This window comes from Cellulomonas sp. McL0606, from assembly GCF_058248365.1.
Genome location: NZ_CM177779.1, coordinates 1,824,165 through 1,838,545, shown reverse-complemented (window position 1 = coordinate 1,838,545; position 14,381 = coordinate 1,824,165). Strand labels below are relative to the sequence as shown.

Annotated in this window: 9 protein-coding genes and 3 pseudogenes; all 12 read right to left on the bottom strand. The window is 72.3% G+C overall.

Features of this window, described 5'->3' with window-relative positions; genetic code table 11:
* Window positions 1-20: 20 nt before the first annotated feature.
* The 12 genes and pseudogenes from AC38ZX_RS09240 to hisI all read right to left on the bottom strand — a co-directional run bounded on the left by AC38ZX_RS09240 (window position 21) and on the right by hisI (window position 14,357).
* A pseudogene (locus AC38ZX_RS09240) lies at window positions 21-1,488 on the bottom strand (glutamate synthase subunit beta).
* Window positions 1,481-6,048 (bottom strand): annotated as a pseudogene (gene gltB / locus AC38ZX_RS09235) (glutamate synthase large subunit). The pseudogenes AC38ZX_RS09240 and gltB overlap by 8 nt, the downstream one beginning before the upstream one ends.
* A 117-nt stretch (window positions 6,049-6,165) precedes the next feature.
* A complete protein-coding gene (gene lgt / locus AC38ZX_RS09230) occupies window positions 6,166-7,080 on the bottom strand; it encodes a prolipoprotein diacylglyceryl transferase (RefSeq protein ID WP_426595527.1) in 915 nt (304 codons plus the stop codon).
* A pseudogene (trpA, locus tag AC38ZX_RS09225) lies at window positions 7,077-7,886 on the bottom strand (tryptophan synthase subunit alpha). Before trpA ends, lgt begins: the two are co-directional and overlap by 4 nt.
* Window positions 7,883-9,160, bottom strand: coding sequence for a tryptophan synthase subunit beta (gene trpB, locus AC38ZX_RS09220; protein WP_426595909.1), 1,278 nt, complete (start codon window positions 9,158-9,160; stop codon window positions 7,883-7,885). The pseudogene trpA and the gene trpB overlap by 4 nt, the downstream one beginning before the upstream one ends.
* 23 nt (window positions 9,161-9,183) lie before the next feature.
* On the bottom strand, window positions 9,184-9,996 hold the full coding sequence (trpC, locus tag AC38ZX_RS09215; RefSeq protein ID WP_426595525.1) for an indole-3-glycerol phosphate synthase TrpC: 813 nt from the start codon (window positions 9,994-9,996) through the stop codon (window positions 9,184-9,186).
* Window positions 9,997-10,159: 163 nt separating this feature from the next.
* Window positions 10,160-10,603: a DUF2752 domain-containing protein gene (locus tag AC38ZX_RS09210; RefSeq protein ID WP_491297053.1), complete on the bottom strand. Its 444-nt coding sequence runs from the start codon at window positions 10,601-10,603 to the stop codon at window positions 10,160-10,162.
* A gap of 19 nt (window positions 10,604-10,622) precedes the next feature.
* Window positions 10,623-11,192 carry a CD225/dispanin family protein gene (locus AC38ZX_RS09205; protein ID WP_426595523.1) on the bottom strand — a complete coding sequence of 190 codons (570 nt, stop codon included), beginning with the start codon at window positions 11,190-11,192 and terminating at the stop codon, window positions 10,623-10,625.
* Between the two features lie 233 nt (window positions 11,193-11,425).
* Window positions 11,426-11,731 carry an HGxxPAAW family protein gene (locus AC38ZX_RS09200; RefSeq protein WP_491297050.1) on the bottom strand — a complete coding sequence of 102 codons (306 nt, stop codon included), beginning with the start codon at window positions 11,729-11,731 and terminating at the stop codon, window positions 11,426-11,428.
* A 78-nt stretch (window positions 11,732-11,809) separates the two neighbouring features.
* Window positions 11,810-12,379, bottom strand: a complete 570-nt coding sequence (locus AC38ZX_RS09195) for a Trp biosynthesis-associated membrane protein (protein WP_426595521.1) — start codon at window positions 12,377-12,379, stop codon at window positions 11,810-11,812.
* Window positions 12,376-13,953, bottom strand: a complete 1,578-nt coding sequence (locus AC38ZX_RS09190) for an anthranilate synthase component I (RefSeq protein ID WP_491297048.1) — start codon at window positions 13,951-13,953, stop codon at window positions 12,376-12,378. The genes AC38ZX_RS09195 and AC38ZX_RS09190 overlap by 4 nt, the downstream gene beginning before the upstream one ends.
* On the bottom strand, window positions 13,950-14,357 hold the full coding sequence (gene hisI, locus AC38ZX_RS09185; protein ID WP_491297047.1) for a phosphoribosyl-AMP cyclohydrolase: 408 nt from the start codon (window positions 14,355-14,357) through the stop codon (window positions 13,950-13,952). The genes AC38ZX_RS09190 and hisI overlap by 4 nt, the downstream gene beginning before the upstream one ends.
* Window positions 14,358-14,381: the final 24 nt, after the last annotated feature.

Genomic DNA, 14,381 nt, shown 5'->3' with positions numbered 1-14,381 from the left:
CGCCGGTCGATTGGGGTGGTCTAGGGGCGCAGCGCCACCGTGGAGGCGGTCACCGGAGAGGGGAGCTCGGTGCTCCCCGAGAGGTAGGTGTCGACCGCGGCCGCCGCGGCGCGGCCCTCGGCGATCGCCCAGACGATGAGGGACTGGCCGCGGCCGGCGTCGCCGGCCACGAACACGCCCGGCACGGACGTGGCGTAGTCCTCGGACCGCGTGACGAGCCCGCGCGGCGTGAGCTCGATGCCGATCTGCTCGGTCAGCGACGGCGTCTCCGGACCGGTGAAGCCCATCGCGACGAGCACCAGGTCGGCCGGGATGTCACGCTCGGTCCCCGACTTGGGCACGCGGCGGCCGTCCGAGAGGTACTCGGTGGTCGCCAGCTGGAGCCGCGCGACGGCGCCGGACTCGTCGCCGACGAACTCGACGGTCGAGGCGAGGTACTCGCGGTCGCCGCCCTCCGCGTGCGAGGACGAGACCTCGAACAGGATGGGGTCGGTCGGCCACGGCTGGTGGTCGGGCCGGTCCTCCGGGGGTCGCTTGCCGATGGCCAGCGTGGTCACTGATGCGGCACCCTGGCGCAGCGCCGTGCCGAGGCAGTCCGAGCCTGTGTCGCCGCCGCCGATGATGATGACGTGCTTGCCGGTCGCGGTGATCTGGTCGGCGACGGGCTTGCCGGCCGCCACGGCGTTCGCCTGGTGCAGGAACTCCATGGCCACGTGCACGCCGGAGAAGCTCCTTGCCGGGCACGGTCAGCTCGCGCGGGACCGTCGCACCGGTGGCGATGACGATCGCGTCGTACCGCGCCTGCAGCTGCGGCCACGTCACGTCCCGACCGACCTCGACACCCGGGCGGAAGCGCGTGCCCTCCGCCTCCATCTGCTCGAGCCGGCGGTCGATGTGGATCTTCTCGAGCTTGAAGTCCGGCACGCCGTAGCGCATCAGCCCGCCGATGGCGTCGTCCCGCTCGTACACGGCGACCGTGTGTCCCGCCCGCGTGAGCTGCTGGGCGGCGGCCAGGCCGGCGGGTCCGGAGCCGACGACGGCGACCGTGTGACCGGTGAGCCGCTGCGGCACCTGCGGGGTGACCAGACCCTGCGCGAAGGCCTCGTCGATGATCGAGACCTCGACGTTCTTGATGGTCACCGCGGGCTGGTTGATGCCCAGCACGCAGCTGGACTCGCACGGCGCCGGGCAGATGCGGCCGGTGAACTCGGGGAAGTTGTTGGTTGCGTGCAGCCGGTCGATGGCGTCCGACCACTGCCCGCGCCACACCAGGTCGTTCCACTCGGGGATCAGGTTCCCCAGCGGGCAGCCGTTGTGGCAGAACGGGATCCCGCAGTCCATGCAGCGGCCGGCCTGCTCCTTGAGGTAGGGCTGGCCCTCCTGCAGGTGCGCGTGCACGTCCGCCCAGTCACGCAGGCGGATCTCGACGGGCCGGTTGGGCGGGAGCTCGCGGTCACGGACCTTGAGGAAGCCGCGGGGGTCAGCCACGGGCCACCTCCAGGATCGTGTCCCACACGCCGGGCGCGGCCGGGTCGAGACCGTCGGCCTCGGCCTTGGCGAGCGCGCGACGGACGCGGGCGTACTCGGTCGGGAGCAGGCGCGTGAACCGCGCCCGCGTCTGCGGGAAGTCCTCGAGGAGGCTCGGCCGCCACGGGCGAGCCGGTCTCGTCGTGGTGTGCGCGCAGCAGCTGTTCGACCAGAGCCGCGTCCTCGTCGTCCAGGGGGTCCAGCGCGGGCTCGTTGGTGCGCACCGCGTCGAGGTTGACCAGCGCCGGCACCAGGTCGAGCACGTAGGCCGTGCCGCCGGACATGCCCGCCCCGAAGTTGCGACCCGTCCGGCCGAGCACCAGCACGGTGCCGCCCGTCATGTACTCGCACCCGTGGTCGCCGACGCCCTCGACGACCAGCGTGGCGCCCGAGTTGCGGACGCCGAACCGCTCGCCGACGAGACCGCGCAGGAAGATCTGACCGGTCGTCGCGCCGTAGCCGATGACGTTGCCCGCCACCACGTTGTGCTCGGAGGAGAGCACCGCGTTGCGGTCGGGACGGATCGCGATCCGACCGCCCGACAGGCCCTTGCCGACGTAGTCGTTCGCGTCGCCGAACAGTCGCAGCGTGATGCCGCGCGGCAGGAACGCTCCGAACGACTGGCCCGCAGAGCCGGTGAGGGTGACGTCGATCGTGTCGTCGGCCAGGCCGGCGGCGCCGAACCGCTTGGTCACCTCGTGACCGAGCATCGTCCCGACGGTGCGGTTGACGTTGCGGATGGGCAGGGCAATGCGGACCGGGTCGCGACGCTCGAGGGCGTCGGCCGCCAGCGCGATGAGGCGGTTGTCGAGCGCACGGGCCAGGCCGTGGTCCTGCAGCTTGGTCCGGTGGAGCGCCGACCCGGCCACCGGCGTCGGGACCGCGAGCACGGGCGCCAGGTCCAGACCCTCGGCCTTCCAGTGGTCGATCGCCGTGCGGGTGTCCAGCAGCTCCACGTGCCCGACCGCCTCGAGCAGGGTGCGGAAGCCGAGCTGCGCGAGCAGGGCGCGCACCTCCTGGGCGATGAACTCCATGAACGTGACCACGAACTCCGGCTTGCCGGTGAACCTGGCCCGCAGCTCGGGGTTCTGGGTGGCGACGCCGACCGGACAGGTGTCGAGGTGACAGACGCGCATCATGATGCAGCCCGAGACCACCAGCGGGGCGGTCGCGAAGCCGAACTCCTCGGCGCCGAGCAGCGCCCCGATGACGACGTCGCGACCCGTCTTGAGCTGGCCGTCCACCTGCACCACGACACGGTCGCGCAGGTTGTTCAGCACGAGCGTCTGCTGGGTCTCGGCCAGGCCGATCTCCCACGGGGTGCCGGCGTGCTTGAGCGAGGTCAGCGGAGAGGCGCCGGTGCCACCGTCGTGACCCGAGATGAGCACCACGTCCGAGTGCGCCTTCGCGACGCCCGCGGCGATCGTGCCCACGCCGAACTCGCTGACGAGCTTGGTGTGGATGCGCGCCTGCGGGTTGGCGTTCTTGGCGTCGTGGATCAGCTGCGCCAGGTCCTCGATCGAGTAGATGTCGTGGTGCGGCGGCGGCGAGATGAGCCCGACGCCCGGCGTCGAGTGCCGGGTCTTGGCCACCCACGGGTACACCTTGTGGCCGGGCAGCTGACCGCCCTCGCCGGGCTTGGCGCCCTGGGCGAAGCTTGATCTGGATGTCGTCGGCGTTGGTCAGGTACTCGCTGGTCACGCCGAACCGGCCGGAGGCGATCTGCTTGATCGCGGAGCGACGCACCGGGTCGTTGAGGCGGTCGGAGTCCTCGCCGCCCTCACCGGTGTTCGACTTGGCACCGATGCTGTTCATCGCGACCGCCAGGGTCTCGTGCGCCTCCGCCGAGATCGAGCCGTAGGACATGGCGCCCGTGTTGAACCGCTTGACGATCTCGCTGACCGGCTCGACCTCGTCGATCGGCACGGGCGGGCGCACGCCGTCCTTGAACGCCAGCAGTCCGCGCAGGGTCATCAGGCGCGACGACTGCTCGTCCACCCGGCTCGTGTACTGCTGGAAGATGTCGAACTGCCGCGTGCGCGTGGAGTGCTGCAGGCGGAAGACGGTCTCGGGGTCGAACAGGTGGTCCTCGCCGTCGCGCCGCCACTGGTACTCGCCGCCGACCGCGAGCCGCAGGTGCGCCTGGCGGTTGCCGCTGGCTGGGTACGCGTCCGCGTGGCGGGCCGCGACCTCGGCCGCGATGACGTCCAGGCCGATGCCGCCCAGACGGCTGGTGGTGCCCGTGAAGTACCGGTCCACCAGCGGCTGCGACAGACCGATGGCCTCGAACACCTGCGCGCCGCGGTAGGACGCCATGGTCGAGATGCCCATCTTCGACATGACCTTCAGGACGCCCTTGCCGAGCGCCTTGATGAGGTTGGCGACGGCCTTCTCGGGGCCCACTCCGGGCAGGTACCCCGACCGCGCCAGGTCCTCGACCGTCTCCATCGCCAGGTAGGGGTTGACCGCTGCCGCGCCGTAGCCGATCAGCAGCGCGGTGTGGTGCACCTCGCGGACGTCCCCCGCCTCGATGATCAGCGAGATCATCGTGCGGGTGTGCCGGCGCAGCGTGTGGTGGTGCACCGCGCTGAGCAGCAGCAGCGACGGGATCGGCGCGAGGTCCGCGTCCGAGTTGCGGTCCGAGAGCACGATGAAGCTGACCCCGTCGGCAACCGCGGCGTCGACCTCGGCGAAGATCTCCTCCAGGCGCTCCTCGAGCGCCTGTCCCCCGCCGCTGACCTTGTACAGGCCGCGGATGGTGGTCGCGCGGAAGCCGAGCGCAGGCTCCTTGGCCACGTGCACGATCTTGGCCAGCTGGTCGTTGTCGATCACCGGGAACGGCAGGACCAGCTTGCGGGCGTGCGCCGGGCCGTCCTCGAGGAGGTTGGGCTCCGGCCCGATCGCCCCGCCGACCGCGGTGACCAGCTCCTCGCGGATCGCGTCCAGCGGCGGGTTGGTGACCTGAGCGAACATCTGCGTGAAGTAGTCGAACAGCATGCGCGGACGCGTGGACAGCACCGCGACGGGTGTGTCCGAGCCCATCGCACCCAGCGGCTCCGCGCCGGCGGCAGCCATCGGGCTGAGCAGGATCTTCAGCTCTTCCTCGGTGTACCCGAACGCACGCTGGCGACGGCGCACGGAGGCGGCCGAGTGCGCCACGTGCTCGCGCTCGGGCAGCTGGGCCAGGTAGACCGAGTTGTCGCGCACCCACTCCGCGTACGGCCGCTGGGCCGCGAGCGTCGACTTGATCTCCTGGTCATCGATGATCCGACCCTTGCCGGTGTCGACGAGGAACATGCGGCCGGGCTCGAGGCGACCCTTGGCGACCACGGTCGCCGGGTCGATGTCGAGCACGCCGGCCTCGGACGCGCAGACGACGAGCCCGTCCTCCGTGACCCAGTAGCGGCCCGGGCGCAGGCCGTTGCGGTCCTGCACCGAGCCGATGAGCGTCCCGTCGGTGAACGTGATGGCGGCCGGACCGTCCCACGGCTCCATCAGCGTCGAGTGGTACTCGTAGAACGCGCGCCGGGCTGGGTCCATCTGGGCGTGGTTCTCCCACGCCTCCGGGATCATCATCATCACGGCGTGCGGCAGCGACCGGCCGCCCAGGTGCAGGAGCTCGAGGACCTCGTCGAAGCTGCCCGAGTCCGATCCGCCCGGGGTGCACACGGGCAGCAGCGGTGCGAGGTCGCCCAGCGCGTCGCTGGCCAGCGTGCCCTCGCGCGCGGCCATCCAGTTGCGGTTGCTGCGCACCGTGTTGATCTCGCCGTTGTGTGCGATCAGGCGGAACGGCTGCGCGAGCGGCCACGACGGGAACGTGTTGGTGGAGAAGCGCGAGTGGACCAGCGCGATCTCCGATGCGTAGCGCGGGTCGGAGAGGTCCGCGAAGAACGGCTCGAGCTGACCGGTGGTCAGCATCCCCTTGTAGGCGAGCGTCCGCGACGACAGCGAGGCGAAGTACAGCCCGCGCTCGCGCTCGGCGCGCTTGCGCAGGCGGTACGCGCGGCGGTCGAGGTCGATGCCCGACAGCTCTCGTGAGGGGTCCGCGACGACGAGCTGACGGAAGACCGGCATGGAGGCCCGCGCCGTGGGGCCGACGAGGTCTGCGGTGACGACGACCTCACGCCACGCGAGGACGTCGAAGCTCTCCTCGGCGGCGATCGACTCGATGGCGCTGACGGCGATGCGCTGCTCGGCCTCGTCGACCGGCAGGAACGCCATCCCGATCGCGTAGTAGCCGGGCGGCGGCAGCTCGGCGTCGACCACGTCGCGCAGGAACGCGTCCGGGATCTGGGTGAGGATGCCCGCGCCGTCACCGCTGTCCTCCTCGGCGCCCACGGCGCCGCGGTGGTCGAGGTTGAGCAGCGCCGTGAGGCCGGCGTCGACGATGTCCCGGCCGGGCGTTCCACGGAGCGTTGCGACGAAGGCGAAACCGCATGCGTCGTGCTCGGCGGCGGGGTCGTAGAGACCCTGCGGCAATGGCGCGCGCAGCGCGCCAGGGCTCACCGGCGTCGTCGACATCTGCACCGTCCTCACGGTCCCCGAGGGTCGGGGAATAGCACGAACAAGAGGGAACGCGGGACGTCGTCGGCCCAGACGTGGCGACGATACAGGGCGGTCAGCCGACCGCACGCATCGTCAGAGCTGAGAAGCGCTGCCGGCTTCCCGCGGGTCAGCGGGCGGGTCGGTGGCTGTCTCGTCTTCTTCCTGCAAATCCTCCTGCACGATCGGGGGTGTCAGCAGGAGGGTCGTATCACGTCCTGGGTGCCGGCGCCCGACCACCACGAACGCTACCAGCGCTCCGACGCCGACGATGATCGCTGTCCAGACGTTGAGGCGCAGTCCGAGGATGTGGTTGGCGGGGTCGATGCGCAGGAGCTCGATCCACAGCCGACCCGTCGTGTAGATGACGACGTACAGCCAGAACACGCGGCCGTAGCCGAGCCGGTACCGGCGGTCGATCCAGATCAGCAGGGCCGCCCCGGCGAAGTTCCACAGCATCTCGTACAGGAACGTCGGGTGGAACAGCGTGCCCGAGGCGAAACCCGCAGGCAGGTGCGCGTCGTCGATGCGCAGGCCCCACGGCAGGGTCGTCGGTCCGCCGAACAGCTCCTGGTTGAACCAGTTGCCCAGCCGTCCGATGCCCTGCGCGACCAGCAGGCCGGGCGCGAGCGCGTCCGCGAACGGTGGGAGCCGCACGCCCTGCCGTCGGCAACCGATCCAGGCGCCGACCGCACCGAACGCGACCGCGCCCCAGATGCCCAGGCCGCCCTCCCAGATGAACAGCGCCTTGACCGGGTCGCCACCGTGGCCGAAGTACGCCTGCGGCGACGTGATGACGTGGTAGATCCGCCCGCCGATGATGCCGAAGGGCACCGCCCAGAACGAGATCTCCAGGACCGTGTCGGCCTCGCCACCGCGTTCGACCCAACGGCGCCGCGTCATCCAGAGCGCGGCGAGGATGCCGAGCAGGATGGCGAAGGCGTAGGCGCGCAGCGGGAACGGGCCCAGGTGCCAGACGCCCTCCGAGGGGCTCGGGATCGCGGCGATCATCGTGCGGACCTCACACCGTCTGCCAGGGCTGTCGTGACGCGCGCGAGCCCGCGCGGCCGGCGGCGGCGTCGGGTGCGTCCAGGACGGCGCGCACCAGGGCGGAGCCGACGATGACCCCGTCGGCGTAGCGGGCGACGTCGGCGGCCTGCTCCGGGCGCGACACGCCCAGACCCACGCAGACGTGCTGGGCGCCGGCGGCGCGGGTGTCCGCGACCAGCTGCTCGGCGCGGTTGCCGAGCGTCGTGCGCTCGCCCGTGACCCCCATCGTCGAGGCGGCGTAGACGAACCCGCGCGAGGCGGCGCTCGTGGAGGCCAGCCGCTCGGGCGTGCTGCTCGGGGCGACCAGGAACACGCGGTCCAGCCCGTGCGCGTCGGAGGCGGCGATCCAGTCGGCGGCCTCGTCGGGGATCAGGTCCGGGGTGATGAGGCCCGCGCCACCCGCCGCGGCGAGATCGCGAGCGAAAGCGTCGACGCCGTAGCGCAGCACGAGGTTCCAGTACGTCATGACGAGGATCGGCGCACCGCGGCCCGAGACCTGCTCGACCGCGCGGATCGTGTCGCGCACCTTGGTCCCGCCGGCCAGCGCCGCGTCGACGGCCTTCTGGATGACCGGGCCGTCCATGACCGGGTCGCTGTAGGGCACCCCGAGCTTCGACCACGTCCGCGCCGGCGTCGATCATCGTGCGCACGGCGTCGATCGAGCCGTCGACCGTCGGGTAGCCGACCGGCAGGTAGCCGATGAGCGCGGAGCGACCCAGGCCGTCGAGGAACTCCCCGACCTGCGAGCGGACATCCACGGCCGTCACAGCTGCTCTCCTTGGTCGGCCAGCACGACCGGCTCGTCGTCGATCAGGTCGAACCAGGCCGCCGCCGTGGCCACGTCCTTGTCCCCCCGACCGGACAGGTTGACCAGCAGCACCGGCTCGTGACCGTCGTCGCCGGTCCACCCCACGAGCTCGTCGCCGAGCTGGATCGCGCCGGCGAGGGCGTGCGCGGACTCGATCGCCGGGATGATCCCCTCGGTGCGGCACAGGATGCGGAACGCCTCCATGGCCTCGACGTCGCTCACCGGCCGGTAGTCGGCGCGGCCGATGTCGTGGAGCCAGGCGTGCTCCGGTCCGACGCTCGGGTAGTCGAGCCCGGCGGACACCGAGTGGCTGGGCAGCGTCTGGCCGTCGTCGTCCTGCAACAGGTACGACTTGGCACCGTGCAGCACACCCGGCTCGCCGCCCGAGAACCGCGCGGCGTGGCGCCCGCTCGTGACGCCCTCACCGCCGGCCTCGAAGCCGAACAGCCGGACGGCGGGGTCGTCGAGGAACGCGTTGAAGATGCCCATCGCGTTCGAGCCGCCCCCGACGCACGCCGCGACGGCGTCCGGCAGCCGGCCGATCTCCTCGAGGAGCTGGGCCTTGGCCTCCTCGCCGATGATCTTGTGGAAGTCGCGGACCATCTCCGGGAACGGGTGCGGTCCCGTGACCGTGCCGAGCAGGTAGTGCGTCGTCTCGACGTTGGCCACCCAGTCGCGCAGGGCCTCGTTGATCGCGTCCTTCAGCGTGCGGGTGCCGATCGACACCGGGATGACCTCGGCGCCGAGCAGGCGCATCCGGGCGACGTTCAGCGCCTGGCGCCGGGTGTCCTCCTCGCCCATGTAGACCACGCACTCGAGGTCGAGCAGGGCGGCCGCGGTCGCCGTCGCGACGCCGTGCTGGCCAGCGCCCGTCTCCGCGATGACACGCGTCTTGCCCATGCGCTTGACCAGCAGGGCCTGCCCGAGCACGTTGTTGATCTTGTGCGAGCCGGTGTGGTTGAGGTCCTCGCGCTTGAGGAACACCCGCACCCCCGGCGCCACGTGGGCCGCGAACCGCGGGACCTCGGTGAGCGGGCTCGGCCGGCCCGTGTACGTCTTGTGCAGCCGGGCCAGCTCACGCCCGAACGCCGGGTCGGTCAGGGCCTTGTGGTACTCGGTGTCGAGCTCGTCGAGGGCCGCGATGAGCGCCTCCGGGACGAACCGGCCGCCGAACTCCCCGAAGTACGGGCCCGCGTGCGTCGACAGCGGGCCGTCGGACACGGCCTCGCGCATCTTGTCGGAGACGGGTCTACCGGTCACTGGCGCACCGCACGCAGGGACGGGTGGGCACCTGCCGCGACGAGATCGGCGACGGACTCGCGCGGCGCGTCGTCCGTGACCAGGGCCTCGCCGACGAGCACGGCGTCCGCGCCGGCGCGGGCGTAGTCCATGACGTCGTGCGGACCGCGCACACCGGACTCCGCGATCTTGATGATGTGCGACGGGATGCTGGGCGCGACCCGCGCGAACGTGGTCCGGTCGACCTCGAGCGAGCGCAGGTCGCGGGCGTTGACCCCGATCACCCGAGCGCCGGCGTCGGCCGCCCGGGCGACCTCCTCGGTGTCGTGCACCTCGACCAGGGCGGTCATGCCCAGGGAGTGCACCCGCTCCACCAGCGACTCCAGCACGGTCTGCTCCAGCGCCGCGACGATCAGCAGGACGAGGTCCGCGCCGTGTGCGCGCGCCTCCCACACCTGGTACGGCGTGACGACGAAGTCCTTGCGCAGCACGGGGATGTCGACCCGCGCCCGGACCGCGTCCAGGTCCGCGAGCGACCCGTGGAAGCGGCGCTCCTCGGTGAGGACCGAGATGACGGCCGCGCCGCCCTTCTCGTACTCGGCCGCCAGCGCGGCCGGGTCCTTGATCGTGGCGAGCGCGCCCTTGCTCGGGCTCGAGCGCTTGACCTCGGCGATCACCCGCACGGCGTCCTCGGCGCGCAGTCGGTTCAGGCTGTCGAGGGCGGACGGGCGACGGTCCGCCTGCTCCTTGACCAGCGCGAGCGGCGTGGCCTCCTCGCGGACGGCAAGGTCCTGCCTGACTCCGGCGATGATGTCGTCCAGCACGGTCATCGAAGCCTCACCCTCTCCCCTGTCGGCTCGGCCCGCACACACCGTCGTGAGTGGCTCGGGACCGGGTTCCATCGTAGAGGGGGTGAGCGAGTGACCCCGACCACAGCCGATGGGTGGGACAGCGCGGCGACGGCACCGCCCACAGCCGACGCGTGCCCTGGTCTCAGGGGGCCAGCCAGGGAGCCAGCGCCGGGATGTTGCGTGCGACCCAGAAGGCCAGCACGAGCGCGAGGACCGCCCAGATCCACGCGGGGTGCGCGAGCCGGCGGTGCGCACCCGTCACGGATCGTCGCGTCCACGCGATCCAGCTGGCGACGAGGAACGGCAGCGCGACCACGAGCAGCGGGTTCATCCCCCAGGCGGCGGCGACGTCCAGCCGGGTGAGGTCGTGCAGGGCGCGCAGCGAGCCGCAGCCCGGGCAGTACAGACCGGTCAACCAGAAGAACGGGCAGGTCGGGTAGTGCCCGGCCTGGTTCGGGTCCACGAGGGCCAGCGTGGCCAGACCGACCCCGGCGGCGAGCACGACCGCCGCGGGGCCGGCGAGGCGTCGCGCGAGCGGCGCCGAGGTGGACGTGCGTGTCGCCTCGTCGGCGAAACCCCCGTCCACCCCCGCCCCTCGCATCGCGTCAGTAGTTCGAGTTCAGCGCACCGGTTGCGCCGAGGATCACGACGAACAGGATGTAGAGGACCGCGACGACGACGGCGGCGATCGCGCTCCACATGGCGAACTGGCGGGCCCGCTTGGACGACTTGATCGCACCCTCGTAGTCGCCCATCGACCACTTCGAGTTGACCTGCGTCGAGAAGATGATCGAGACGACGCCCAGGGGCAGGCAGCACAGCACTGTGGTCAGGATGGCCCACACCAGGTAGTTGTTCGGCGGCGCCGTCGGCGCGCCGTACGGCTGCTGCCCGTATGGCTGCTGCCCGTACGGCTGCTGTCCATACGGCGCGGCACCGTACTGCGGGGCGGCCCCGTACTGGGGGGCGGCGCCGTACTGAGGGGCGCCGTACTGCGGGCTGCCGTACTGGGGCGGCGGTGGCGCGGCGGGCGTGCCGTAGGTCGGCTGGCCGGGGTACGGCGGGGTGGCGGGAGGCTGCGGCGCGGACGGCTGCTCCGGGGTGCTGCCCGGGCCCGGGGTGCCGGGCTCCTCCGGCGTGCCAGCGGTCCCGTACGGGTCGTTCGGAGTCGACATCGGGGTCCTTCTCGGTCGGGCCGTGCCCGGCACCGTGCCGGTCGCGGTCTGGCTGGCTGCCCGGACGGGACGGACCCGCGGCGGGCAGGAACTCTGGCGATGTGCCGCGACCCGCTCACAGGACGAGCACAGCCGGACCGGCCCATCGTAGGGTCGCGCGGCTGACGACCGGGAGAGAACCGCGGGTGGAGTCGACGTGCGACGCCGTCACCAGGGCCGGCAGGCCGAGGAGGTCAGTGGCCGCCGTGCTTGGGAGCGTTGGCGCGCGTCTTGGCGCCGCCCTGGCCATAACCGGCCGAGACGAGCACCCGGGCGACGATGAGGCTGAGCGCGACGAGCCCGAGACCGACCCAGAACATCCACTCGAACGCGAACGCGACGCCGAGACCCGCGATCGTGAACGCGATGACGACCGCGTAGGTGGTGAACCACGCGGCCACGGTCTTGCCGTGGTTCGTCGGCGCCGCACTCGGCGGCAGGTTCAGCTTCTCGGTGGTGGTCGGGTTCTGCGCGCGGTGCGCCAGGGTGCGGTCAGCCATGGGGATGCCCTTCGTGCTCGGTTCTGCGGCTCACCCTAGCGGACCGACGATGCGTGCCCGACGTGCCGAGCCGTACGGTCAGGACGGGTCGTCGCCGCGGCTCAGCGCGTCCCAGTCCGCCCGCTCGTCCGGGGTCGCGGCGGGCGCTGCGGGAGCGGTCGTCGCCTGGTACCGACGGGTCGGACCGGACCACCGCCGGGACGCGACGACGAGCCAGCCGGCGGCCAGGACGTCGACGGCACCGACCGCGATCGCGATCGTCGGCCATGCGCTCGACGCGACCGGACCGGCGAGGTGACCGATCCCGGTCTGGGCCGCGACGACGGGGGCGACCGCGGCGGCCGGGTCGCTCAGGGCCGAGACGGTCGTCGCCACGACCAGGACGCCACAGCCCGCGACGACCACGGCGACGACCCACCGGCCGACCCGACCGACCAGCCCGGTGGCCAGACCGGCCGCCAGGATCGCCACCGCCGCGGCCAGGATCCCGGGCGCCACGTCGGTGCCGTGGACCGAGATGTCGACGCTGCCGGCGAGCGCGGTCGTGCCGCTCGTCGTGAACCAGACCGGGACTGCCGACAGGGCCGTGACGCCCGCCAGCACCAGCAGAAGCACCGCCGCGCGGCCGCGGCCGGCCCGGCTGCTCATGCGCCCGCGCGCCGCAGCCGGGAGGCCACCTGGACCGCGCGGACGGCGGCGGCCGCCTTGTTCCGGGACTCCTCGTACTCCAGCGCGGGGACCGAGTCGGCCACGATGCCGCCGCCGGCCTGGACGCTCGCGCGGCCCTCGCGGATGAGGGCCGTGCGGATCGCGATGGCCATGTCCATGTCGCCGGCGAAGTCGAAGTAGCCGACCGTGCCGCCGTAGATGCCGCGCCGGGCGGGCTCGATCTGGTCGATGAGCGCGATCGCGCGTGGCTTGGGGGCGCCCGACAGCGTCCCCGCGGGGAACGTGGCGATCAGCGTCTGCAGCGCGGTCGCGCCCTCGCGAAGCCGCCCCACCACCGTCGAGCAGATGTGCATGATGTGGGAGTAGCGCTTGACCGCCATGAACTCGACGACCTCGACGCTCGTCGGCTCGCACACCTTGACCAGGTCGTTGCGCGACAGGTCGACCAGCATGATGTGCTCCGCGCGCTCCTTCGGGTCGGCGAGCACCTCGTCCTGCAGGCGCAGGTCCTCCTCGGGCGTCGCGCCGCGCGGGCGCGAGCCGGCGATCGGGAAGGTCACCACCCGCCCGGACGTCACCTTGACCAGCGTCTCCGGGCTCGACCCGACGACCGCGAAGTCCCGCCCGTCCGCGTCCTGCAGCTGCAGGTAGTACATGTACGGGCTGGGGTTGATCGTCCGCAGCACCCGGTAGACGTCCAGCGGGTCGGCCGGACAGTCCAGGTCGAGGCGCTGCGACAGGACGACCTGGAACACCTCGCCGTCCCGGATGGCCTCCTGGCCGGTGCGCACCGAGTCCTCGAACTCCTGGCGCGTCGATCGGAAGACCAGCGACGGCTCGTCGACGTCGGCCAGCACGGCCAGACCCGGCTCGACCGGGTGCAGGAGCGCCGCCTGCATCGCGTCGAGCCGCGCGACCGCGTCCGCGTGCGCGTCGTCGACCCGCTCGTCGGTGTCGTCGAAGTTGATCGCGTTGGCGATGAGCCAGACCGACCCGTCGTGGTGGTCGACGACCGCGAGGTCCGTGGCCAGCAGCAGGGTCAGCTCCGGGATGCCCAGCTCGTCGGGAGCGTTCGCGGGCAGGGTCGGCTCCCAGTGCCGCACGATGTCCCACCCGAGCGCGCCGACCAGCCCGCTCGTCAGGGGCGGCAGACCGCCGATCGCGGGGGTGCGCAGCGCGTCGAGGGTGCCCGCCAGGACGTCGAGCGCGTCGCCGTGCGTCGGGACGCCGACCGGGACGTCGCCGACCCACACCGGCGCACCGTCACGCACCGTGAGCGTCGCGCGCGCGTGCACGCCGACGAACGAGTAGCGGTCCCACGTGCCGTCGGCCTCGGCCGACTCGAGGATGAACGTCCCCGGGCGCCCGGCCGCGAGCGTCCGGTACAGGCCCACGGGCGTGACGTCGTCCGCGAGCAGCCGGCGGACCACCGGGATGACCCGGCGCTCGGTGGCCAGCTCGCGGAACGTCGCCAGCGCCGGCCACGTGCCGCCCCACGGCACCTCCGCCCCGGCGACGTGGGTCGGCGACGTGGGCACGGCTGGGGCGCTCATGACGATGCTCCGGTCTCGATCGGGCGGGTTCCGACGACGGCCGGCAGCGGGCCGCCGGCGTCGAAGCAGGTGCGGGTGCCGGTGTGGCAGGCGGCGCCGACCTGGTCGACCTCGACGAGCAGCGCGTCGCCGTCGCAGTCCAGGCTGACCGCCTTGACGTACTGCGCGTTCCCGGACGTGTCGCCCTTGCGCCAGTACTCCTGGCGCGAGCGGCTCCAGAACACGACGCGGCCCGTGGTCAGCGTGCGGTGCAGCGCCTCGTCGTCCATCCAGCCGAGCATGAGCACCTCGCGCGTGTCGTGCTGCTGCACGATCGCGGCGACGAGCCCCTGCGGGTCGTGGCTCAGGCGTTCGGCGACGGCGGGATCGAGCAGCGGCACGGGTGGGACGGGTGCGGACGACACGCCACGAATCCTGCCACGTGTGCG